Raw genomic sequence first — 23,713 nt, forward strand, 5'->3', positions numbered from 1 at the left:
AGGCTGGACGCACAAGCAAGGTGATTGGTGAATATTTGAACAGCCAGAAACATATTCACGAGCTACCGCCCTTTTCGCGGGTAAAACCGCGAAAAGGGCGGTACAGGCTGAGGGTCAGCGCTTGGCCTGGCGCTGACGAACGGCTTCGAACAGGCAGACGCCGGTCGCTACCGACACGTTCAGGCTGCTGACACTGCCGGCCATCGGCAACTTCACCAGGAAATCGCAGTGCTCGCGGGTCAGGCGGCGCATGCCCTTGCCTTCCGCGCCCATGATCATCACCAGCGGCCCGGTCAGGTCTTGCTGGTAGATCTCCTGCTCGGCTTCGCCTGCGGTACCGACCACCCACAGCCCGCGCTGCTGCAACTTCTCCAGCGTACGCGCCAGGTTGGTCACAGCCACCAGCGGAATCACCTCTGCCGCACCACACGCCACCTTGCGCACCACGCCGGTCAACGTGGCCGACTTGTCCTTGGGAATGACCACGGCTGTGGCACCGGCGGCATCCGCGGTGCGCAGGCAGGCACCGAGATTATGCGGGTCGGTGACGCCGTCGAGCACCAGGATCAGCGGTGGGGTTTCGGTGCGTTCGAGCAACTCGTCGAGCATCGCCTCACCCCAGACCTGGCTCGGGCTGACCTCGGCAACCACACCCTGGTGAACACCTTCGACCCAGGCGTCCAACTCACGGCGCTCGGCCTGGCCGACCGGTACGCGGTTCTCGGCGGCCAGCGCCAGCAAGCCCTGGACACGTGGCTCGCTGCGCCCCTCAGACAGCCAGATCTGCTTGACCCGCTTCGGATGGTGCTGCAGCAGCGCCTGCACGGCGTGCACGCCGTAGATTTTTTCCAGCTGACTCATGGCTTGCTCTTGCCTTTGCGTGGCCCGCCAGATTTGGACGGACCTTTACGGTGCTTGGTCGGCTTGCCGGACGACTTGCCGCCTTTGTCCGACTTGCTGCTGGCATGGCCGCTGCTGCGGGCTTCGCTCATCAGCGCCTTTTTCATTTCACGGCTCTTGCGCACTTCGGCGTTACGCTGGACCGCGTCTTTCGGGAAGTACGCCTCGGCGGCCTCGCTCTTGCGGCTGCGCGGCTTGGGCGTCGCCTTGGCTTCGACCTTCGGGGCCTCGGACTTGTCGGCGACTGGAGCGGCGTTACGACCTTTACGGCCCACTGGTGCGCTGAGCTGCTGCTCGGACACCTCGAAGTCGATCTTGCGCTCGTCCAGGTCGACGCGCATGACCTTGACCTCAATGGTGTCGCCCAGGCGGAAGGTGCGCCCACTGCGCTCGCCCGACAGACGATGGTGCACGGGGTCGAAGTGGTAGTAGTCGCCCGGCAGCGCACTGACATGCACCAGGCCTTCCACGTAGATATCGGTCAGTTCGACGAACAGGCCGAAACCGGTCACGGCAGTGATCACGCCGGGGAAGGTTTCACCCACGCGATCCTTCATGTACTCGCACTTGAGCCAGTTGACCACGTCACGGGTGGCCTCGTCGGCACGGCGCTCGGTCATCGAACACTGTTCGCCTAATTGCTCGAGGGTGTTCTCGTCGTACGGGTAGATACGCGCCTTCGGAATACTCATCGCGCCAGCCCGCTTGACGTGCGGGGTCTCGACCTTGGAGCGGATGATGCTGCGGATGGCGCGGTGCACCAGCAGGTCCGGGTAGCGACGGATCGGCGAGGTGAAGTGGGTATACGCCTCGTAGTTCAAACCGAAGTGGCCGTTGTTGTCGGTGCTGTACACCGCCTGGCTCAACGAGCGCAGCATCACGGTCTGGATCAGGTGGAAATCCGGACGATCGGCGATGCTGGCCAGCAAGGCCTGGTAGTCCTTGGGCGACGGGTCCTTGCCCTTGTGCAGGGTCAGCCCCAGCTCACCCAGGAAGGCTCGCAGTTTTTCCAGACGCTCCGGCGGCGGACCGTCGTGCACGCGGTACAGGGCCGGAACCCCGTGCTTCTGCAGGAACTCGGCGGTGGCCACGTTGGCCGCCAGCATGCACTCTTCGATCAGTTTGTGCGCGTCGTTGCGCACGGTGGGGCGGATTTCCGCGATCTTGCGCTGGTCGCCGAAGATGATGCGGGTTTCCTGGGTCTCGAAGTCGATGGCCCCACGAGTGTGACGGGCCGCTACCAGCACTTTGTAGAGGTTGTACAGGTTCTTCAGATCCGGCAGGACCTCCTTGTACTCCTCGCGAAGCGCCTTGCCTTCGCGGGTGCGGGCATGCTCGAGCATGCTGCTGACCTTGTTGTAGGTCAGACGCGCATGGGAGTGGATCACGCCTTCGTAGAACTGGTAATCGACCATCTGACCGGTCTTGTTGATGGTCATTTCGCAGACCATGGCCAGGCGATCGACGTGCGGGTTCAGCGAGCACAGGCCGTTGGACAGCTCCTCGGGGAGCATCGGCACCACACGCTCGGGGAAGTACACCGAGTTGCCGCGCTGCTGGGCCTCGACGTCCAGGGCCGAGCCCAGGCGAACATAGCTGGAGACGTCGGCGATCGCGACGTACAAGCGCCAGCCACCGGAGAACAGGCGCAGCTTGCCCAGCGGTTCGCAGTAGACGGCGTCGTCGAAGTCGCGAGCGTCTTCGCCGTCGATGGTGACGAACGGCAAGTGGCGCAGGTCGACGCGTTTTTCCTTGTCCTTTTCTTCGACTTCGGAGCGGAACTTGCGCGCTTCCTTGATCACTTCCTGGGGCCAGACATGCGGAATGTCATAGCTGCGCAGGGCGACATCGATTTCCATGCCCGGCGCCATATAGTTGCCGATCACTTCGATCACATCGCCCTGCGGCTGGAAGCGCGGGGTCGGCCAGTGGGTGATCTTGATCTCGACGAACTGGCCGATCTTGGCACCGCCGTTGCGACCGGCGGTAACCAGCACTTCCTGTTGGATCTTCGGGTTGTCGGGCGTCACGTAACCGATGCCGCCTTCTTCGAAGTAGCGACCGACCACGGTTTCATGGGCGCGGGAAATGACTTCCACCAGCACGCCTTCGCGGCGGCCACGGCGGTCGACACCGGAAACCCGGGCCAGGCCACGGTCGCCATCGAACACCAGGCGCATCTGCGATGGGCTGAGGAACAGGTCGTCGCTGCCATCGTCGGGAATAAGGAAACCGAAACCGTCGCGGTGGCCAGAGACACGGCCGCAGATCAGGTCCAGCTTATCCACCGGGGCATAGGTGCCGCGCCGGGTATAGATAAGTTGACCGTCACGCTCCATGGCACGCAAGCGGCGGCGCAGGGCTTCGATCTGGTCTTCATCGTAGAGGCCGAACTCGGCCGCCAGTTCTTCGCGTGCCGCCGGTTCACCACGGTCGGCAAGACGCTGCAGGATCAGCTCACGGCTGGGAATAGGGTTTTCGTATTTTTCCGCTTCGCGAGCGGCCTCGGGATCGAGGGATTGCCAATCGGCCATCAGAAGGGGTTCACCTTGGGGTATATAGATAGGAATTCTGGCATAGGCGTATTGAAACCGGAAATGTCAGCCTTGGACAGCCCCAGCGGCATGTCCGGAGCGAAGCAATAGGCCTGCGGAATCAACAAGTTGAATTTTTTGAATTTTTTTTCGATCAGGGGCTTTACAGCCCTCCGGAGCGTCCGTATAGTGCGCACCACAACGACGGACAACCCCGAAGTTGTAGTAGAGATGAACGGCGCTGTAAAGCATCATGTAATCTCGAATGTGTGCCCAGGTGGCGGAATTGGTAGACGCGCTGGTTTCAGGTATCAGTGGCTTAACGGCCGTGGAAGTTCGAGTCTTCTCCTGGGCACCAAAAATTTCAAGTAATAGATGACCAAGGATCTGTTACTACTGTGTGAAAGCGAACGATAGTCGCCTTCTACAGATGATGCAAAGCTTTGCCCAGGTGGCGGAATTGGTAGACGCGCTGGTTTCAGGTATCAGTGACTTAACGGTCGTGGAAGTTCGAGTCTTCTCCTGGGCACCATACAAAAACCCACTAGCTTGCTAGTGGGTTTTTTCTTGCCTGCGATTTTTATCCCCCTCCCCCGCAAGCTGTCCCGCGCCCCCAGACGTTGAACCATGGTCTGCCCATGAATTTCTCGTCACACGGCCACTTGAGAAACGATTTCGTTTACCATTGTTTCCAAATATGTAGCCGCAAGCGAGGAAGTACCCGCATGACGATCCGTCCGCAACCGCTGATGCGCACCCTGGCCGCCGCAGTCCTGAGCCTGGTGATTGGCGCTCCGGCCGCCATGGCAGACGACCCGGTGACACTGACCCTGTACAACGGTCAACACAAGGAAATCGGCGAGGCCATCGCCAAGGCCTACGAGGCCAAGACCGGTATCCATATCAACATCCGCAAGGGCAGCAGCAATCAGCTGGCCAGCCAGATCATCGAAGAAGGCGACCGTTCGCCAGCCGACATCATCTACACCGAAGAGTCCCCCCCCCTGAACAACCTGGGTGAATTGGGCCTGCTGGCGAAGATCGACGATGCCACGCAGAGCATGATGCCCAAGGAATACGTGGGCGCCAACGGCACCTGGATGGGTATCACTGCCCGCACGCGGATCGTGGTGTACAACCCCAAGAAGGTCGACGAGAAAGACCTGCCGACCACGGTCATGGACTTCGCCAACCCTGAGTGGGAAGGTCGGGTCGGTTACGTACCCACCAGCGGCGCCTTCCAGGAACAAGCCGTGGCCATCCTCAAGATGCATGGTCGCGACGCCACCGAAGAGTGGCTGACCGGCCTGAAGGCCTTCGGCAAGACCTACACCAACAACATGGTCGCCCTGAAGGCGGTGGAAAAAGGTGAAGTCGCCGCCGTGCTGGTGAACAACTACTACTGGTACGCACTCGAGCGCGAACGCGGCAAACTGGAGTCGAAGCTGTACTACCTGGCCGATGGCGATGCCGGCAACCTGGTGACCATCTCTGGCGCCGCCGTGGTCAAAGCCAGCAAACACCCTAAAGAAGCCCAGGCCCTGCTCAACTGGATGGCCAGTGAAGAAGGCCAGCGCGTGATCACCCAGACCACCGCTGAGTACCCACTGCATAAAGGCATGGTCTCCGATCGCGGCCTGAAGCCGTTCGAAGACCTGCGTCCGCCGAAGATCTCGCCAGCTGACCTGGGCAATGCCGAGGAAGCCATCGAGCTCGAGCGCGAGGTCGGCTTGCTCTGATGACCGCCGCCCTGTCCGAACCTGTGCCGGTACGTTTCGTGCCGCGCCGCAAACGCCCGTCGGTCTGGGTGGTGCTGCCTGTCCTGTTCCTGGTGGCAATGAGCGTGTTGCCGTTGCTGTACGTCGCCATCAAGACCTGGGACGCCGGCTGGCGCGAGGCGCTGCACCTGTTGTGGCGTCCCTTCGTCTGGGGGCTGATGCGCAACACCATGATGCTCATGGTGGGCGTGACCCTGACGTGCATGATCGTCGGTCTGGCCCTGGCCTGGCTGCTCGAACGCAGCAACTTGCCTGGTCGGCGCCTGTGGGGCGTGGTGTTGTGCCTGCCCTTCGCTGTGCCTTCGTTCGTCAGCAGCTTCACCTGGGTGTCGCTGAGTTCGGACTTTGAGGGCCTGGGCGGGGCGATCATGGTCATGGCCTTGTCCAAGTATCCGCTGGTATTCCTGCCGGTGGCAGCAACCCTGCGCAACCTCGACACCTCGCTGGAAGAGTCTGCGCGCACCTTGGGCTGCAGCCGTTGGGGCGTGTTCATCAAAGTCACCTTGCCGCTGCTTTGGCCCTCGATGCTGGGCGGCGCGCTGCTGATTGCGCTGCACATGCTGGTGGAATTCGGCGCGTTGTCGATCCTTGGGCTGCAGACCTTCACCACCGCGATCTACCAACAGTTCGAGCTCGAATTCAGCAATGCCAACGCGGCCATGCTATCGGCCGTGCTGCTGGTGCTGTGCCTGATCATGCTCTGGTTGGAGCTGCGGGTACGCGGCAAGGCACGCCATGTAAGGATTGGCCAGGGCGTTGCCCGTCGGGCGCAGCCGGTTCGCCTACGTGCCTGGATGCCCGTGGCGCAGCTGTTCTGCCTGGGCCTGGCGATCCTGGGCAGCGGCATACCCTTGGCCATGCTTGGCTATTGGTTGAGCGTGGGTTCATCGGCGGCCTTCCCTGTAGCGGCGATCAGCAAGGCGTTGCTGACTTCGCTGTCGGTGTCGCTGGGTGGCGCCGGCTTCTGCGTGTTGCTGGCCCTGCCGATCAGCTTCCTGGTGGTGCGCTTCAAAGGCCGCCTGGCGATCTGGGCCGAGCGTCTGCCTTACTTGCTGCATGCCCTGCCCGGGCTGGTCATCGCACTGACGCTGGTGTTCTTCGCCCTGCACTATGTGCCGGCGCTATACCAGACCACAGCGCTGTTGCTACTGGCGTATGCACTATTGTTCCTGCCGCTGGCCCAATCACCGGTACGCACCGCATTGAACAAAGCCTCGCCAACGCTGGAAGAAGCGGCACGGACCTTGGGCGCCAGCAGCTTCGCGGCGTTCTGCCGGGTGACCTTGCCGATCATCTTCCCGGCGATGGCAGCGGCCTTTGCCCTGGTGTTCCTGGATGCGATGAAGGAGCTGACCGCCACCCTGCTGCTCAGCCCGACCGGGATGACAACCCTGGCCACCGAGGTGTGGGCTCATACCGCCAACGTCGAGTTCGCGGCGGCGGCGCCTTATGCGGCGTTGCTGATCGTGGTGTCGGGGTTGCCGGTGTACCTGCTGACCACGCGGATGTACCTGAACAAGGCATGAACCTGCACCTCCTGCTCCAACTGGAGCAGGGGGCTTCACGGCCACCGACTCAACGCGTGAACAGCGCACGCCCCTCATCTACCTGCCCGACTGACGCAGGCGTGCGCAGCTGCAGCACCGCCAGCAATAACAACACTGCCGCCAGCCCCCACAGGATTGGCGTGGCTCCCTGGCTCAGGGCATACAGCTGCAAGCCGATGACCGCCAGGCGCAGCGCCGCATCCAGCCGACCGTTGCTCACCGTGGGCTGGCGCCAACGGGCAATGCCCCAGACCACGTAAGCCAAAGCACCCAGGTTGATGAAGAACAGCGACGTCGCATCGAGCCTGGCGAATGGCGTGCCCAGGCCCAGCCAGGCATCCAGGCCGGCAAACACTTGCAAGGCCCAGCCAGCGACGAATGGAATGGCGAATGGCAGGGTGGCGATCACGTCGTATACCGCACCGACGCGGACGATAGTGGCGTAGCGGGACTGATTCATGCGGCTCAAACCTCCATGTTCAAACGTTCAAGAAGTTGCCTGACTTCGTAGAATTGCCCTGACTGCAGGGCAATGGCCTGTCGCCGTGCCAACAGCGTGACGATATCGCGTGCGCGCTCCTGCGGGCTGGCAACGTAGCCAGGCTGTGCGGCGCGCTCGCGCAAGGCGACCAGTTCGGGAAAGCGTTCATCGGCCTGCAGGATGGTATGGGCCACCGTGGTGTCGACATTGCAAAGACCGAGCACGGCGAAGAACACCTCCGGGTTCTCCAGGTGATAGACCTTGGCCAGCGCATTCAACGCCGCCTTGGACACGCTGTAGGACAGCATCCCAGCGCGCTGACGAATGCCCGAGACGGAAGCCGAGAACACGACCTGACGTGGCAGCGCATCACGCTTGAGCAGCAGATCGAGCACCCATTTGACCGCCACCACGTTCAGCTCCATGACCTCGCGAAAGGCCTCGGCCGAGGTGTTGCAGGCCAGGTCCGGGGCAGAACCGAAAGTCCCGGCATTGAGGTAGGCGGTGTCGAAGCAGGTCTCGCCGAGAAACACCTGGAGCGCAGCCTCCGAGCCCGAAGGCGCGCACAGGTCCAGGCCGCGAAAATGGAAGCCCGCGTGACGCAGCAGATCTTCGGGCGCACGCCGCGAGACACCCCATACCTCGTCGCCCCGCGCCAGGTGCAAGGCGGCCAGCGCATGGCCGATGCCCGAACTGACGCCACTGATGAAAACGTGGTTCATGAGGTCCTCACTCGAACTTGCCGATGTGATAGCCACCATCGACGCTCAATACGCTACCGGTGATGTAGGAGGCGGTTGCGCTCAGCAGGAACAACACCGCATCGGCGACCTCGCCGGCCTCACCGAAGCGCTTCATGGCCGTCGCATTGATCTTGCGCTGCGTGTTCGCGGGGCTGGCCGCCAGTCGCTCCGGCGAATTCATGCCGCCGAGGATCGGGCCTGGCGCGACGGCATTGACTCGAACGGCGTGACGGCCATCGCGATCGGTGGCGCTTTCCATCGCCACCACCTGGGTCAGGGCATTGAGTGCGGCCTTGCTGGCAACGTAGGCAGCCTGGTTGGGCATGGCCATCACGCCGGCGCAGGACGAGACATTGACGATCGCACCACCTGCCCGTTGGCCGATCAGACGCAGCTCTTGCTGCAGGCAGTAAAGCGGACCATGCAGATTGATACGCATGACCCGATCCCAGTCCTGCGGCTGCAAGTCGGCTACTGGCGCGTAGGGGGCAGTCACCCCCGCCGCGTTCACCGCATGATCAAGGCCACCGAAGCGCGTTTCGATTTCACAGAAGGCGTCTCGCACGGCGCCCGCCTCGGCCACATCGCAGGCAATGAACGATGCCCGTTCACCCAGCAGTGCCATGGCCGCACGCCCCTTTTCCAGGCTGCGGCCCAGCACCACCACCCGTGCGCCCTGCGCGACCAGGCGTTGAGCCACCTCCAGACCGATCCCATTCGTGCCGCCGGTGACAGCAACGGTCTTTTCCTCGAATTGCATTGGACTCTCCTTAGTCATATCGAATCGAATCGGGCCGCTTGTACTTGTCGTTCACGCAGCAATACACCCGGTCCAGCCTCGGGTTGCTCTTGTCACGGAAACAATTGCCGTCGAAGCGGCAGGCATTGACGCTGCCCGGCTTGCCGGCCAGGGACTTGTTGACCAGGTCGTTGTCGGCAAACAGCGCCCGGCTCATGCCCACCAGGTCGGTTACGCCCAGATCGAGCAACGCCTCGGCCTGGGCGAGCGAACCGGTGAAACCGGCGAAACCGACCGGCAGCGAGGTCAACTCGCGTATGTGCCGCACACCCTGCACGAGCAGGGCATGCACCCTGGGGTCGGCACGCAACATGTAGTGGAAGGTTTCACGAACGGCTGCCGAACACATCAGCGCGCTCACGCCAGCCTGTTGCAAGGCTGGCACCACGTGCTCGAGCAGCGCGGGCTGCTGGCCTTTCTCACCAAGACAATCATCGATGCCAAGGCGGACGGAGATATCGACTTCACCCTGCGTCGCCTCGGCAATGGCCTCGATCACCTCCAACAGCAGACGCGCTCGCCGCAGGGGCGAACCGCCATAACGGTCGGTTCGGCGGTTGGTGTGAGGTGAGAGAAAACTGCTCAACAGATATCCATTGGACGCCTGCAACTGGACCGCACGCGAGCCCGCCTGCCGAGCCAGCCGAGCGGCATGGGCGAACTGGCTGCAGACCGCTCGGATATCGGCGTGGGTCATCACCCGGACACCAGGCTGGCGCTTGCCGGGCGCGCTCCGGCTGGGCGCCAGCAACACCCCACCGCCAAGGGCTCGATTGCCCTGCGCACCGTAATGCTGCAATTGCACGACCACCGGACAAGCGTGCTGCCGGCCATAATCAATCAACGGCGCCAGACACTCGGCATGCTGCTCGTCATACAGGCACAGGCCGCCTGAATGCAGGCGCGTGGAGGCATCCACCGCCGAGTTGGCCAGCACGACCATGGCGCAACCGCCGTCGATGATGCCTCGGTAGAACCCAAACATCTCCTCGGTAAGGCAGCCGTCACGCCCGAGATCGATGCCCATCGGCGCAAAGTACACCCGGTTCTTCAACTGAAGGTGCCGCCCCAGGTCGATGGGTTGGCGTGTCAGCGGATAACCCGAAGTCATGCTCACACGCTCTGCCGGACACACGGACTGGCCAAAGGATCGTTACTCGCATCGGCCACCGCGGCATACTCCAGCAGAGGCTCATGGAAGCAGTGGCACTTGATGACCTCCTTGAGGGTCGACAGCGTGGCGCGGTCGAGCTTGGCGAACATCGCCAGTTGCACGCCCTCCTGCCGCGAGGGGTGAACCGCGGCGATCGCAAAGCTGAGAAACCCGCTATCTCTGACGTAGATCGACAACTGCCGCACGCTCGACGCTGCGTGGGGCAGTTGCGCCGTGAAGCGCACGCCCCGCAGAGACACATGCTCCAGTCGGCCTTCCACGCTGCTGCCATCGCTCATGCCCAGCAACACCTGCGGTAGCACCCGGTTGGAGGGCGCGAACCAATGGTGCTCAGGGAAGTTGACCGTGCGCATGCGCTTGAACAGCGGCATCTTCATGGCGCTGCCACGCAGCCGGAGGGTCGTGACCAGGCTGCCGTTCTGGTAGAACATCGCCGTCTTGTCCACCGTGCGCGGCTGATGCCGTTTCTGACCAGCACTGTGTTGCACCACCACTTCGACCGCATAGGTCGACTCGGTGTAATTGTTGAACGAGACCGCGAGGTCCTCGATTGAGATGGACACATCGCCACGACGGTAGCCGGAGTGGCTGTAGAAGTAGTGGTACATGGCCTGACGCGCGACCTCGATGAGCATCAGCCCAGGCACATGCTCGTGAGGCTTGTTGTAGAAGAAGTAATTGTTGGTGTCATTCAGCACGGTGTAGGACGACAGGTTGGCCCGCTCCCAACCGGGCAGAACATGCAGCCTGTCCGCCAGCAGGGCCACCTGCGCCTGGTCCACTGCGGGCAGCCCGAAGTGGCGCTGCAGGTATAGCTCTACCTGGCGTGGCAACCAGGGTGCAGCGAGATGGTAGACGCCGTCGCGCAGCGCGTAGAAACCTTGCACGTTCATCTCGAAACCGCCGAGCACGGCAAAGTCAGTCTCGCTGATCGAGGCAGGCAAGCTGGCGAGTACCCAACCCTGCCGGGCATCCTCGCGGTATGCATGGTGCAGGGCTGTCAGACCCGCCGGGTCCAGCTCGCCTTGCAACCGCTCGACCTCCCGACAGGTGAGTCGGGCGGGCAACAAGTCCTGGAATTCTGAAAGCAGTACATCCTCCGCCGTGCCCTTGTGCAGGACCTGCGGAGTCAACGGTAATTGACGATCCATGTTGATCACCTAACGGGTTTGGACGGGAAAAGCCGCCACGGCATTGCGCAGCATGCGCCTGACGATCGGCCCATGGGCGGGGCCCACCGGCAACATGTACAGGCGCCCGAACGCATTGAAGCACTGCACCGACGTGGTCACGCTCAGATGCTGCGTGCCTGGTCTGGTGTGCTGCAGATCCATGCACACCATCACGGCGAGGTGCGTATCTCGCGAAGTCAGCACCAACTGGCTGTCGCTCAGCGCCTCCACCGTGAAGAAGTCCAAGCGCTCGCCCACCACAGGCGCCCGTTCCGGGGGGCGTGCAGAAAAACCCCGGATGTCGGCGACATTGAACCGGCGCGAGATGAAATCGCGAAGGCGAAACGCCGCGGCCAGCCATGCCGGAATGTCCGATGTCATCGCGTGGTAAACGCCCAGCGCAGTGACCGGCGCGGCGAGCTGTGCGGCGTCGCAGTGCAAAAAGTCCAGGCGCTCGACAGGCGCTACCAACTGCACGCACTCAGGCGCCAAGGCCAGGGTTCGAGACATAGGACAGGCTCCGTGTCATTGCTGGAGCAAGGCGATGGCCGCCAGCTCAGCCTTGAGCAGCAGCTTTTCATAGGCCTCGTCAGGCGACTCCTGGTTGCTGGTGATCAGGCCGGCTATTTCGCGCGCTGCCTGGTCCAGCGCGTCGTCGGCGATGAACACCGACTCGTACAGCGGAATCGGCGGCAGGTAGCGACCTTTGACATACGCGACCGTCTGCTGCAGCGGGCGCAGCAATTCATCCAGGGTGAACCGGTTGAAACCACCTGCACGGTAGCCGGAAGCCGGTGCACCGACGCTGGTGACGATCATGAATTCCTTGTCCTGCAGCTTGTCGCCACCCCGCGCGTAGGCAAAGCCTGGGGTGAAGACGTCATCGATCCAGCGCTTCATCAATGCCGGGCACGAATACCAGTACAGCGGGAACAGCAACACGATGCGCTGGTGCTGGCACAGCAGCTTCTGTTCGGCGGCAATGTCGAAGCCATCGCTGCCAAGGGCGGCGCTGATCGGATGCAGGGTGACCTTGCTGTCGCGCAGCGCCTCGACGATCGCTGCGTTGGCGCGCGAGGTGCTCAGGTCCGGATGACCGATGACGACCAGAACGTTTTCCATGTTCGAAATCCTTTTAGGGTTGATGCCAACAGGCAGGGGGCCAGTCAGGCAGCGCGGTGCATTGAACGACAGGCCGGGGCCTTTGTAACCTCACCAATTGTGTAGGGCTGCGCGGCTACGTCGAGCCAGCAGGCGAACAGCCAATGCGCGCCGACACGTACCGGGGCCGCCGCTCGCTGGTAGCGATAACCGGCCCGTCGCAACAGCCGTTCGATGCCCAGGGGTGACACGGTGATCAATCGTTGCGCCCCATGGCCGGCAGCGCAGCGCAAGACCGCATCGAGCAGCTGCACCGCAATCGTGGACGAGAACTGACCGCGCCCGCGCAGGCCTGGCCCGGCTAAATCCATCGCCGCGAACCTGGAAAGCTCCCAGACCTGGGCACTGTGCGGCAGCGCCTGGCCAGCCATCAGTTGTGGAAACACCTCGTCGAGCAGATAGGGGCGATGGGTCGGCAACAGGCGCGCCGTGCCGACGATGTCGTCCCGCCCGTTGCAGGCCAGCAGGTAGAGCGTGTTGTCGTGGTCGAACTGATCGCGTTCGCACTGCGGCTCACAGGCCAGGTCCCAACCCAGTTCGTCGACGAAGACGCGATAGCGGTAACGCTCCATTTGCGCAAGTCGGGCGCTCCCGAGTTGCTGCCGTGTGCCAATGACGATGTCCATGTCGCGTCCTGTTGCCTGGGGAGAAAGGACGCGTATTCGACTTCAAGCGCTGACGGCGGAAAACTCCACTATTTGGCAGGTCCAGGCCTGCCCTCAGGCCAACAACCCCAGCAAGGCCGCCCGGGCCACGGCAGCGGTACGGTTGACTGCGCCGAGCTTCACCGCCGCATTGCGGGTGTGGAATTTCACGGTCTCGATCGACAAGGCCAGGATGTCGGCAACTTCGTTGAGCGTCTTGCCATCGGCCGCCCAGCGCAGCACTTCGCGCTCACGGCTGGACAATGGCGAGGCGGGGTTGGGCTGCCAGGTGGGCGACAGCAAGCGTGAGAAGCCCTGGTGGGCGACATTGGCCAGCCAGCGCATCTTCGCCTCGTTACACCTCAGCTCACAGTCTCCCAGCGCTTCGGCGGAGCGGGCCAAGGTCAGCATGCCGCCGGCGTTGCGGCCCTCCAGGCAGGATTGAGCCCAGCCATGGCGCAAACCGGCATTGCGGGCATCATCCCAGAGCTGCGGGGCATCCTGGAAAACCCGATCCCCCCAGACCACCGGCTGAACCGATTGCTGGCAGTGCAGGACGGTAGGGTCCAATGCCAGATAACCCGATCGTCGATAATGGTCGCACCACGTCCGGCTGTAGGTGCTGAGCAGCGTCACGCGGGGCTTGGTCACCGGCAGCGGAGCGCGCAGACCGTAAGCACAGTACTCGAACCCCAGGGTCCGCGCCGCTGCCTGAATCCTGTCCAGCAGCCCTTGCGCGTCCTGCGCGTCGTAGGCCGCCGATAACACATCGCCCATCCATTGCATCATCGCTCTCCCTCCCTGAATCCAGAGCATGTCCATGCCCTGCTGCTCACGTGGCGCGCGAGTCTAGACCATCTGGTCGACATCGGCATTGAGCAATATCAATTCGATATCTTCTAACGGATGGCGCGTCCCTGCATTTATCCTCCCAAGCCCCGAATGCCGCTGATCGAACGGCCCGTTATCAGGCCCTGAACTGGCCCAAACTCGCCCGCAACTGCGCCGCCAGCTCGTCCAACACCTTGCTGCTGGCAGTGGTCTGCATCACCACCTCAGCGGAGCGTTCGGCTTGGGCATGAATGTTCTCCACCCGGCCCCGCACTGCCTGCGCGCCATGGGCCTGCTGCTCAGCCGCACGCGTCGCCAGGCCAATCGCAGCGTGCACCTGCTCCACCGCAGCTTGCACCGACTGTTGGCGACGCTCGCTGTCACGCAGCACGAGCAGCCCTTCGCTGGCCTTCACACCTGCCTGGCCAATGGTTGCCACCGCCTCCTTGGCACCTTTCTGCAAGGCAGCGATATGCGCCTGGATATCGCCGGTGGAGCTTTGTGTCTTGCTCGCCAATGCCCTCACCTCATCGGCCACCACGGCGAAGCCACGCCCAGTTTCACCGGCCCGCGCGGCCTCGATGGCAGCATTGAGCGCAAGCAGATTGGTCTGCTCGGCAATGCCATGAATGACCGTCAACACCACTTCGATCTGCTCGCTCTGCTTGGCCAACCGCTCGATCACCTGGGAGCCGGTATCGACCTGGCCGGCAAGGTTTTCGATCAGCCCCGCCAGTTGCGAGGAGGTGCGACTGTTCTCATCCGTGGCCTGGCGAATGTCCACCACCTGTTGCAGCGCTGCCTGCATTGCGTGGCTTTCCGCCTGGGCTTCGTCTGCCATGCTGGAAAGGTCGCGCAGGCTGGCCGCAACCTCGTCACGCTGCAAGGCTGCGGCGGCATCGGCACCCGCGTTGCGTTGGGCCATGGCGCCGATCTCCACACCGGTACGCTGCGCGACCTCCCCGGCCTCGCGAACGATGGGCTGCAATTTGTCGACGAAGCGGTTCACCGCCGAGGCCATGTCGCCGATCTCATCACGGCTGTCGAGAGGGACGCGCTTGGTCAGGTCGCCTTCACCGGCCGCCAGGTCATTGAGCGCTGCGATCAGCAGGCGCAGCTTGCTGAGTACCCGGCGACCCAACACCAGCGCCACCACCAGCAGAACCCCCAGACCAACGAGCACCAGGCCCAGGCCAATGCGCCAACGCAACTCGGCCGCCGCCTCGCGCACGGTATGCGCCGTGTTGGCCTGCATGGCCGTGGCGCTGTTCTGGGCGGTTTCCAGCCGCTCGCGCAGGGTCTTTCCGCTGTCGGCGGCCGCAGCACCGAGGCTGTCGCCCACCAGTTGCTCGCCACTGGCAATCAGGGCCGCGAAGCGCTGGTCGAGGGCCTTCAGCTCCTGGTCGACCCCAGCGGTGGAGACGCCCATCAGCACTTTGCCGATTTCCGCGCCGTTGGGGTTGATCGATGCCTGGACGAAATACACCGACGGGTCGCGACGGGCAGCATCGAGCACCTTGTCCAAGGCTCGCTCACCCTGCCCTTTCTCCATCAGGGCCTGGTTGATGGGGTTTTGTCGATTGAGGTAACGCGTCAGGTGCTGGCCCTGGGCGTCGTCGTAGATCACGAACAATACGTTGGGATTGCGCTGGGCCCGTCGGGCGAAGTCCGAAAGCATCGGCACATCGTTGTCCCAGATGGCGCGCGGTGCCACCGAGGCCAGCAGTTCGGCCATGTCGTTGGCGGAGTCCTTGAGGTTCTTTTCCAGAGTGGCGCGCAGTTGTTGCTGCTCGCTTTGCAACCGCTCGGACAATCCAGCGCTCAGACGCTGACGGGTGCTGCTCGAAAGGCTTTCAAGGCCGGAACGAACGTCCTGGCCGGCTTGCTCCAGTTCGGCACCCAATTTCCTGCTGTCAGCCCCCAGCCGTTCCCCAAGATCGGCTTCCAAGGCTGTAACGGTGCTCCGGGTCAGCGCAACGGCAACCAGCACCTGCACCAAAAGAGCGATACCAAGGGCAACAAACACAGGCCGCAAGAGGCGGCTTCGTAACAGTGAGAGGATGGCAGACACGGTGTAACCCTCGTGTTTTCTGGCGCCATTATTCTGATGGCATCTACAGAAGCTTCTTACAGCAAGGGTTGTGCCGGGGGCAGCAGGGATATACGCCAAGGTCCAGCAAGGGATTGTCCAGGCCGGCACTTTCGCGGGCTTCTGGAACCATGGAGATTCAGTGAGAGCGGGTTCGCCCGCGCCTGGGCCTGCGCAGCCCCCCTAAACGAAAACGCCGCGGTCCCTCTCAGGACCGCGGCGTTCGATCAGCCAGGAAGGCAGATCAGGCGAACGGGTGACGCAGCACGATGGTCTCGTTGCGGTCCGGGCCAGTGGAGATGATATCGATCGGCGCGCCAATCAGCTCCTCGATGCGCTTGATGTAGTTGCGCGCCGCTTGTGGCAGCTCTTCCAGGGTCTTCACGCCCAAGGTCGATTCGCTCCAGCCTGGCATCTCTTCGTACACCGGCTCCAGGCCGATGTAGCTGTCGGCATCGGACGGTGCGTCGATGACGGCGCCATTCTCGTTCTTGTAGCCAACGCAGATGTTGATGGTTTCCAGGCCATCCAGTACGTCCAGCTTGGTCAGGCAGATGCCCGAAATGCTGTTGACGTCGATGGCGCGACGCAGGATGACGGCATCGAACCAGCCGCAACGACGGGCACGGCCGGTGGTGGAACCGAACTCATGGCCACGCTTGGCCAGAGTGGCGCCGGTTTCGTCGAACAGCTCGGTCGGGAACGGACCGGAACCGACACGGGTGGTGTAGGCCTTGGTGATACCCAGGATGTAGTCCAGGTACATCGGGCCAACGCCGGAACCGGTGGAGATACCGCCAGCGGTGGTGTTGGAGCTGGTGACGTACGGGTAAGTGCCGTGGTCGATGTCCAGCAGCGAACCTTGGGCACCTTCGAACATGATGTCCTTGCCGGCGCGACGCAGGTTGTGCAGTTCGGCGGTCACGTCGAGCATCATCGGCTTGAGCTGCTCGGCGTAGGCCATGCACTCGTCCAGGGTCTGCTGGAAGTCGATGGCCGGCTCTTTGTAGTAGTTCACCAGCTGGAAGTTGTGGTAGTCCAGCAGCTCACCGAGCTTGGCGGCGAAACGCTCACGGTGGAACAGGTCACCGACGCGCAGGCCGCGACGGGCGACTTTGTCTTCGTACGCTGGGCCGATACCACGACCGGTAGTGCCGATCTTGGCTTCGCCACGGGCTTTTTCGCGAGCCTGGTCCAGGGCCACGTGGTACGACAGGATCAGCGGGGCAGCCGGGCTGATACGCAGGCGCTCGCGCACTGGCACGCCCTTCTCTTCCAGCTTGGTGATCTCACGCATCAGGGCATCCGGAGCAACGACGACGCCGTTGCCGATCAGGCACTGAACGCCTTCACGCAGGATACCGGAAGGGATCAGGTGCAAAACGGTTTTCTCACCGTTGATCACCAGGGTGTGGCCCGCGTTGTGACCGCCCTGGTAGCGCACTACGGCGGCAGCATGTTCGGTCAGCAGATCGACGATCTTGCCTTTGCCCTCATCACCCCACTGGGTGCCCAGGACGACGACATTCTTACCCATAACACTTGTCCTCATTCACGCAAACTTGGTTGCCGGCCATCGCCGACGAAGAATCTCACTGGGTCAGCGGCAGTACCTGCCAGCGCCCGTCTTGCTGAATCAATTGCCGATCACAATCCGCCTCGAGAGCAGCACTCAACGGCTGGCCAGGCAGGGCCTGGACCACACGCTGGCCCTCGTTGCGCAACTGGCAGACCTGCTGCCAGAGGGCCGCGTCGCCACTGTCGGGCATCCAGATGCCGCCAGTTGGCAATACGACCTCCGCTCGCCCCAGTGTGACCAGGGTCTTCAAATCCGTGGAGAAACCGGTGGCAGGGCGTGCCCGGCCAAAATCGGCGCCGATGTCGTCGTAACGGCCGCCCTGGGCGATCGATTGACCCTCGCCAGGCACGAACACCGCGAACACCACGCCAGTGTGATAGTGGTAACCGCGCAACTCGCCAAGGTCGAAGTACAGCGGCAAGTCCGGGTAGCGCGACGCCAGGCGATCGGCGATCGCCAGCAGATCATCCAGCGCCGCCAGCACGCTGGCCGGGGCACGGCCCAGGCGCACGCGGGCTTCGGCCAGTACTTCGCGACCACCGCACAGCTCGACCAGGGCACGCAGCATGTTGCCCAGGTCTTTCGGCAAGTCGGCGGTGAGCGCCTGCACTTCATCGACCGCCTTGCGCTGCAGCGCATCGAACAGCTGCTGCTCGACCGCACCGGACAGGCCGGCGGCTCGGGCCAGACCTCGGTAAATACCGACGTGGCCAAGGTCCATGTGTACATCCGGCACATCGGCCAGTTGCAGCGTGGCGAGCATCAGGCTGATGACCTCGACATCACTGGTGGGGCTGGCATCACCGTACAGCTCGGCGCCCAGCTGGATCGGGCTGCGCGAAGTGGACAGGGCACGCGGCTGGGCATGCAGCACGCTGCCGGCGTAGCACAGGCGGCTCGGGCCCTCACGGCGCAGGGTGTGGGCGTCGATGCGCGCTACCTGCGGGGTGAAGTCGGCGCGGAAGCCCATCAGGCGGCCAGACTGCGGGTCGACCACTTTGAAGGTGCGCTGATCCAGGTCCTGGCCGGCGCCGGTCAACAGCGACTCCAGGTACTCGATATGTGGGGTGACGACCAGTTCGTAGCCCCAACTCTGGAACAGGTCCAACACCTGGCGACGCGCGATCTCGATGCGCGCAGCCTCAGGTGGCAGTACTTCCTCGATGCCATCTGGCAGCAGCCAGCGGTCTACCGTTGCCATTACGCCATTTCCCCTCTGGTCCGGGCGGCCTGCCTGTGGCTAGCCGTCAGTGAAGCAGGTATTGGCGCACAGCAGCGGGCAGCACCGATCCCAGCGCAACCACCGTAGCCAATACCCTCGAATTGCCTTGCGTCCTGACCAAACCGTCAACTGGCCTTCGACCAATCAACCTTGCAGACGCAAAAAAGCCGGGAAATTTCCCGGCTGCCGCATCATACACCCCTTTTCATTCAGGATGCACCCCGACTGGTGTTTTAGCTGCCAGGCGGGGTGGTTTCTGGTCCGATAAGGGGTCAGATCATCATGGCTTGCTCTTGTCCAGGAAGCGGAAGAACTCGTTCTTCGGATCCAGGACCAGCACGTCGCTCTTGCTGGAGAAGCTCTCGCGGTACGCCTGCAGGCTACGGTAGAACGCATAGAAATCGGCGTCCTGGGTGTAGGCCTTGGCGTAGATGGCTGCCGCCTGGGCATCGCCATCACCTCGGGTCTCTTCAGCTTCGCGATAGGCTTCAGCCAGCAGTACACGGCGCTGACGGTCGGCATCGGCGCGAATACCTTCGGCCAATTCGTTACCTTTGGCGCGGTGTTCACGGGCTTCACGCTCACGCTCGGTGCTCATGCGGTCGAACACGCTGCGGTTGACTTCCTTCGGCAGGTCGATGGCCTTGACGCGGACGTCGATGACTTCGATACCCAGCTCCTTGCTGGCCATGCGGTTCAGCGAGGCGGTGATGTCAGCCATCAACGCATCGCGCTCACCGGAGACCACTTCGTGCAGAGTGCGCTTACCGAACTGGTCACGCAGGCCGCTCTCCAGACGACGCGACAGACGCTCGTCGGCGATCTGCTTCATGCCGGAAGTGGCCGTGTAGAAGCGCTCGGCATCCTTGACGCGCCACTTGGCGTAGGCGTCGACCATCACCGCCTTCTTCTCCAGGGTCAGGAACCGCTGGGTCGGAGCGTCGAGGGTCATCAGGCGGGCGTCGAACTTGCGCACCTGGTTCACATACGGAATCTTCACGTGCAGACCGGGCTGGACATCCGCCTGGACCACCTTACCGAAGCGCAGCAGTACCGCACGTTCGGTCTGAGACACGATGTAGAAGCTGTTCCAGGCCACGATGGCCAGCACCACAGCGGCGATCAGGGCGATCAGCGATTTATTGCTCATCAGCGGCTCTCCCTAGTGCGCGGCGGCTGTTGCTGTTGCATGTCCTGCACCGCACGCGACGCGGCATCGTTGACCGAGGCAGGCACGCTGCCGACCGGTGCGGCAGCATTGCGGCTGCCCTCGACCATCTTGTCCAACGGCAGGTAGAGCAGGTTGTTCTGCCCATCCTTGGTTGCCACCATGACCTTGCTCGAGTTGCTGTACACCTCTTGCATGGTTTCCAGGTACAGACGTTGACGGGTGACGTCAGGTGCCTTGCGGTACTCGGCGACCAGCTTGGTGAAGCGGTCGGCTTCACCCTTGGCGCGGGCGATCACTTCGTCGCGATAGCCGTTGGCATCCTCGATGATGCGCTGAGCCTGACCACGGGCTTCCGGCACCACGCCGTTGGCGTAGGACTCAGCCTGGTTGCGGGCACGTTGCTCGTCCTCGCGGGCACGGATCACGTCGTCGAAGGCTTCCTGCACTTCACGCGGGGCTGCCGCGCTCTGTACGTTGACCTGGGTAACGGTGATACCGGTACGGTAGGTGTCGAGGAAGCGCTGCAGGCGTTCGCGGATATCCACGGCCATCTGCTCACGACCTTCGGTCAGCACCTGGTCCATGGAGGTGGAGCCCACCACATGGCGCAGGGCACTTTCGGTCGCGTGCTGCAGGCTCACCTCAGGCTGGTCGACGTTGAGCACGAAGTCCTGCAGGTTGCTGATCTTGTACTGGACGGTCAGCGGCACCTCGACGATGTTCTCGTCTTCGGTCAGCATCTGGCCCTGCTTGGTATAGGCACGCTCACGCGTGACGTTTTCCATGAACTTGCGATCGATGGGCGGGAAGTAGATGTTCAGGCCGGGACCGACCGTTTCATAGTACTTGCCGAAGCGCAGCACGACGGCCTGCTCCTGCTCGTCGACCACGTACACGGCGCTGTACAGCCAGATGGCCGCCAGTACTGCCAGGCCTATGCCCAGCAGGCCCAGGCCTCCACCTTTGCCGACGTTGCGGTCACCACCGCGTTTCTTGCCACTGCCGAACATGCCGTTCAGGCTGTCCTGCAGCTTGCGGAAGGCCTCGTCCAGATCCGGCGGACCTTTCTTGTCGCCACCACCGCCGCCACCGCGACGGCCGCCCCAGGGATCCTGATTGTTCGAGTTGCCACCCGGCTCGTTCCAAGCCATAGCGCTCTCCATCTGATAAAGCAAAGACGCGCCCACGGCGCGCCGTCCAATGCTACAGAATGCCTGCCACTGCTGCCCGACGACCTCACCGGGCATTTATTGCAAAGTGTGTTGCTCGACAAACACTTGCGGCTCCATGCCTTCGCGGCTGACCAGGCGATTCAACTCGACCTTGGACAGCCGGATACTCAGCAGGCTGCGCCCTTCTTCGTCATGCTCTTCACTTTGCACGGCACCCAGGGCGAAGAATTGCGCACGCAAGCGGGCAAAACGTTGCTCCAGGCAAAGGGTACCGACAAACAGATCATCCCCCAGCAACTCGGCAATCGCCTGGCCAACCAGCTCCAGACCACGCCCATCACGAGCCGACACCCAGACCCGCTGCGGCTTGCCATCGGCATCGCGCTGGATCTGCGGCTCGACATCTTCGAGCAGGTCGAGTTTGTTATAGACCTCGAGGATCGGCAAGCCTTCGGCACCGATCTCGCCCAGAACCGCCAGCACCTGCTCGATCTGCTCCATGCGCTCTGGCTCATGGGCATCGATTACATGCAACAGCAGGTCGGAGTTGCTCGACTCTTCGAGCGTAGCCCGAAATGCCTCGACCAGCTTGTGCGGCAAATGACGAATGAAGCCCACGGTATCGGCCAGCACGATCGGCCCAAGGTCGTCCAGTTCGAGACGGCGCAAGGTCGGGTCGAGGGTGGCGAACAGTTGGTCGGCAGCATAGACCTCGGAAGCGGTCAGGGCGTTGAACAAGGTGGATTTGCCGGCGTTGGTGTAACCCACCAGCGACACCGACGGGATTTCCGCGCGCTTGCGGCCACGGCGGGCCTGCTCGCGCTGGCTGCGCACCTTCTCCAGCCGCGCCTTGATCTGACGCAGGCGAACCCGCAACAGGCGGCGGTCGGTTTCCAGCTGGGTTTCACCCGGACCGCGAAGGCCGATACCCCCTTTCTGTCGTTCGAGGTGGGTCCAGCCGCGCACCAGTCGCGTGCTCATGTGCTCGAGCTGGGCCAGTTCGACCTGCAGCTTCCCTTCATGGGTACGCGCCCGTTGGGCGAAGATATCGAGGATCAGCCCGGTACGGTCAAGCACGCGACACTCGAAGACTCGCTCGAGGTTGCGCTCCTGACTGGGCGTGAGGGTGTGATTGAAAATCACCAGGTCTACCTGCTCGGCTTTGACCAGGTCGCGCAATTCCTCGACCTTGCCGCTGCCAATCAGGTATTTGGCTGTGGGCTGGTGCCTTGCCACTGTAACCAGCGAAACGATATCCGCTCCGGCCGACAGCGCCAGCTCCTGAAACTCCTGCGGGTCTTCGCGCGCCTCAGGGTTCTGACCTTCCAAGTGAACGAGCAGTGCCCGCTCACCACCACCGTGGCGCTCAAAGAACAATGCAGGCTCCTATCAGGCGTTGCCTGGCTCGCTGTCGCCGTGTTCGGAATCGGACGGGCTTGGCAGGCGAACCGGACGGGCTGGAACCACGGTCGAAATGGCGTGCTTGTAGACCATCTGGCTGACGGTGTTCTTCAGCAGTACCACGAACTGGTCGAAAGATTCGATCGAGCCCTGCAGCTTGATACCGTTTACCAGGTAGATGGAAACCGGGACCTTTTCTTTTCTCAAGGTGTTCAAGTAAGGGTCTTGTAGCGAATGCCCTTTTGACATATGCCGCACTCCTGTAAGGATCAATAGTAGAAAATCAGAAAAATCAATAAATTCTGCCGCCCCATCGCAAGAATAGACGGCAATGAGCAGGGACTCAGCTCAATATGGAGACGGTCCCCAGGTATTTCAAGGTGCGGGGCAGATTGTCGCAGGCCAGGCTGTCGAGCCAATGGACATCGTTCCAGCCTCGCAACCAGGTGAACTGCCGCTTGGCCAGCTGCCTGGTGGCAATGATACCGCGTTCGCGCATCTCATTCTCAGTCAGCTGGCCATCGAGGTAATCCCAGACCTGCCGATACCCCACTGCCCGTATAGACGGCAGTCCGGCGTGCAAGTCACTTCTGGCTCGCAGCGATCGGACCTCGTCGACGAAGCCCTGTTCCAGCATCTGCGAAAATCGTAGCGCAATTCGCCGATGCAAAATGTGACGATCTGTAGGAGCTATCGCCAAACTCGCGACAGTATAGGGCAAATGCCCGCCCGCGCCTGCGTCTGCGGCGCGACTTTCCGCGTATTGACGCTGGCGATGTGCCGTCATTGTCTCGCCACTGACTCGGTAAACCTCCAGGGCGCGAATCAGCCGCTGAGGGTCATTGGGGTGAATACGCGCTGCCGATTCCGGGTCGACCTCGGCCAATTGGCGGTGCAATTGGCCGAGGCCCTGTTCGTTGGCCAAGGCTTCGAGTTCTGCGCGTACCGCGGTGTCCGAGGCGGGCATATCAGCCAACCCTTCGACCAAGGCCTTGTAGTAGAGCATGGTGCCACCGACCAGCAGTGGGATCTTGCCGCGCGCGGTAATCTCGGCCATGGCCTCCAGGGCATCACGACAGAAATGCGCCGCCGAATAGCTTTCAGCCGGATCGAGAATATCGATAAGCCGGTGCGGATGGGCGGCCAACACCTCTTTGGAAGGCTTGGCGGTACCAATGTCCATGCCGCGATAGACCAGCGCCGAATCGACGCTGATCAGTTCGCACGGCAGCACCTTGGTCAGCTCGATGGCGAGGTCGGTCTTGCCGGCCGCTGTCGGGCCCATGAGAAAAATCGCTGGAGGCTTGCCGCTCAT

At 62.6% G+C, this 23,713-nt stretch carries 21 protein-coding genes, 2 tRNA genes and 1 pseudogene; 4 read left to right on the top strand and 20 right to left on the bottom strand.

The features are described 5' to 3' along the window. Positions 1–114: 114 nt before the first annotated feature. Positions 115–861 (bottom strand): 23S rRNA (guanosine(2251)-2'-O)-methyltransferase RlmB, encoded by a 747-nt coding sequence (rlmB, locus tag C4Q26_RS09005; protein WP_023378486.1) that lies wholly within the window; start codon positions 859–861, stop codon positions 115–117. Then, positions 858–3,434, bottom strand: a complete 2,577-nt coding sequence (rnr, locus tag C4Q26_RS09010) for a ribonuclease R (protein ID WP_023378485.1) — start codon at positions 3,432–3,434, stop codon at positions 858–860. The genes rlmB and rnr overlap by 4 nt, the downstream gene beginning before the upstream one ends. Positions 3,435–3,705: 271 nt before the next feature. Between rnr and C4Q26_RS09015 the strand changes: the two genes are divergently transcribed. The 4 genes from C4Q26_RS09015 to C4Q26_RS09030 all read left to right on the top strand — a co-directional run bounded on the left by C4Q26_RS09015 (position 3,706) and on the right by C4Q26_RS09030 (position 6,738). After that, positions 3,706–3,792 (top strand) — tRNA-Leu (locus tag C4Q26_RS09015). A gap of 87 nt (positions 3,793–3,879) precedes the next feature. Then, positions 3,880–3,966, top strand: a tRNA-Leu gene (locus C4Q26_RS09020). A gap of 193 nt (positions 3,967–4,159) precedes the next feature. Next, a complete protein-coding gene (locus C4Q26_RS09025) occupies positions 4,160–5,173 on the top strand; it encodes an extracellular solute-binding protein (protein WP_023378484.1) in 1,014 nt (337 codons plus the stop codon). Continuing rightward, positions 5,173–6,738, top strand: a complete 1,566-nt coding sequence (locus C4Q26_RS09030; protein ID WP_104883009.1) for an iron ABC transporter permease — start codon at positions 5,173–5,175, stop codon at positions 6,736–6,738. The genes C4Q26_RS09025 and C4Q26_RS09030 overlap by 1 nt, the downstream gene beginning before the upstream one ends. A 49-nt stretch (positions 6,739–6,787) precedes the next feature. On the opposite strand, the gene C4Q26_RS09035 is transcribed toward C4Q26_RS09030, so the two are convergent. From C4Q26_RS09035 to miaA, 18 genes and pseudogenes are all read right to left on the bottom strand, one after another. Then, the gene (locus tag C4Q26_RS09035) at positions 6,788–7,219 is read right to left on the bottom strand and encodes a hypothetical protein (protein ID WP_023378482.1); all 432 of its coding nucleotides are present in this window, start codon (positions 7,217–7,219) and stop codon (positions 6,788–6,790) included. 5 nt (positions 7,220–7,224) lie between these two features. Beyond that, the gene (locus C4Q26_RS09040; protein ID WP_023378481.1) at positions 7,225–7,962 is read right to left on the bottom strand and encodes an SDR family oxidoreductase; all 738 of its coding nucleotides are present in this window, start codon (positions 7,960–7,962) and stop codon (positions 7,225–7,227) included. Positions 7,963–7,969: 7 nt separating this feature from the next. Continuing rightward, positions 7,970–8,743 carry an SDR family NAD(P)-dependent oxidoreductase gene (locus C4Q26_RS09045; protein WP_023378480.1) on the bottom strand — a complete coding sequence of 258 codons (774 nt, stop codon included), beginning with the start codon at positions 8,741–8,743 and terminating at the stop codon, positions 7,970–7,972. Positions 8,744–8,753: 10 nt separating this feature from the next. Then, positions 8,754–9,893, bottom strand: coding sequence for an NADH:flavin oxidoreductase (locus C4Q26_RS09050; protein ID WP_023378479.1), 1,140 nt, complete (start codon positions 9,891–9,893; stop codon positions 8,754–8,756). 2 nt (positions 9,894–9,895) lie between these two features. Beyond that, on the bottom strand, positions 9,896–11,107 hold the full coding sequence (locus C4Q26_RS09055; protein WP_023378478.1) for an AfsA-related hotdog domain-containing protein: 1,212 nt from the start codon (positions 11,105–11,107) through the stop codon (positions 9,896–9,898). A 9-nt stretch (positions 11,108–11,116) separates the two neighbouring features. Further along, the gene (locus C4Q26_RS09060; RefSeq protein ID WP_023378477.1) at positions 11,117–11,638 is read right to left on the bottom strand and encodes a DUF2867 domain-containing protein; all 522 of its coding nucleotides are present in this window, start codon (positions 11,636–11,638) and stop codon (positions 11,117–11,119) included. A gap of 15 nt (positions 11,639–11,653) precedes the next feature. Continuing rightward, positions 11,654–12,250 (bottom strand): NAD(P)H-dependent oxidoreductase, encoded by a 597-nt coding sequence (locus C4Q26_RS09065; RefSeq protein ID WP_104883010.1) that lies wholly within the window; start codon positions 12,248–12,250, stop codon positions 11,654–11,656. Between the two features lie 44 nt (positions 12,251–12,294). Continuing rightward, the gene (locus C4Q26_RS09070; protein ID WP_104882234.1) at positions 12,295–12,915 is read right to left on the bottom strand and encodes an acyl-homoserine-lactone synthase; all 621 of its coding nucleotides are present in this window, start codon (positions 12,913–12,915) and stop codon (positions 12,295–12,297) included. 93 nt (positions 12,916–13,008) lie between these two features. Continuing rightward, the gene (locus C4Q26_RS09075; RefSeq protein ID WP_023378474.1) at positions 13,009–13,722 is read right to left on the bottom strand and encodes an autoinducer binding domain-containing protein; all 714 of its coding nucleotides are present in this window, start codon (positions 13,720–13,722) and stop codon (positions 13,009–13,011) included. 178 nt (positions 13,723–13,900) lie between these two features. After that, positions 13,901–14,785 (bottom strand): methyl-accepting chemotaxis protein, encoded by an 885-nt coding sequence (locus C4Q26_RS28730; RefSeq protein WP_371919417.1) that lies wholly within the window; start codon positions 14,783–14,785, stop codon positions 13,901–13,903. Positions 14,786–14,806: 21 nt separating this feature from the next. After that, positions 14,807–15,499, bottom strand: a pseudogene (locus C4Q26_RS28735) (methyl-accepting chemotaxis protein); the annotation flags it as partial. Positions 15,500–16,097: 598 nt separating this feature from the next. Continuing rightward, the gene (locus C4Q26_RS09085; RefSeq protein WP_023378472.1) at positions 16,098–17,390 is read right to left on the bottom strand and encodes an adenylosuccinate synthase; all 1,293 of its coding nucleotides are present in this window, start codon (positions 17,388–17,390) and stop codon (positions 16,098–16,100) included. 55 nt (positions 17,391–17,445) lie between these two features. After that, positions 17,446–18,633 carry an ATP phosphoribosyltransferase regulatory subunit gene (locus tag C4Q26_RS09090; protein WP_023378471.1) on the bottom strand — a complete coding sequence of 396 codons (1,188 nt, stop codon included), beginning with the start codon at positions 18,631–18,633 and terminating at the stop codon, positions 17,446–17,448. 301 nt (positions 18,634–18,934) lie between these two features. Further along, positions 18,935–19,804, bottom strand: coding sequence for a protease modulator HflC (gene hflC, locus C4Q26_RS09095; protein ID WP_023378470.1), 870 nt, complete (start codon positions 19,802–19,804; stop codon positions 18,935–18,937). Next, positions 19,804–20,976, bottom strand: coding sequence for an FtsH protease activity modulator HflK (hflK, locus tag C4Q26_RS09100; RefSeq protein ID WP_023378469.1), 1,173 nt, complete (start codon positions 20,974–20,976; stop codon positions 19,804–19,806). The genes hflC and hflK overlap by 1 nt, the downstream gene beginning before the upstream one ends. 96 nt (positions 20,977–21,072) lie before the next feature. Further along, entirely contained in the window at positions 21,073–22,374 is a 1,302-nt protein-coding gene (gene hflX, locus C4Q26_RS09105) for a ribosome rescue GTPase HflX (protein WP_023378468.1), read from the bottom strand. A gap of 12 nt (positions 22,375–22,386) precedes the next feature. Continuing rightward, positions 22,387–22,647, bottom strand: coding sequence for an RNA chaperone Hfq (hfq, locus tag C4Q26_RS09110; RefSeq protein ID WP_003258160.1), 261 nt, complete (start codon positions 22,645–22,647; stop codon positions 22,387–22,389). Between the two features lie 94 nt (positions 22,648–22,741). Further along, positions 22,742–23,713, bottom strand: a complete 972-nt coding sequence (gene miaA, locus C4Q26_RS09115; RefSeq protein WP_104883011.1) for a tRNA (adenosine(37)-N6)-dimethylallyltransferase MiaA — start codon at positions 23,711–23,713, stop codon at positions 22,742–22,744.

Source organism: Pseudomonas sp. SWI44, from assembly GCF_002947915.1.
In the GTDB taxonomy this organism is placed as follows: Bacteria; Pseudomonadota; Gammaproteobacteria; order Pseudomonadales; family Pseudomonadaceae; genus Aquipseudomonas; species Aquipseudomonas taiwanensis.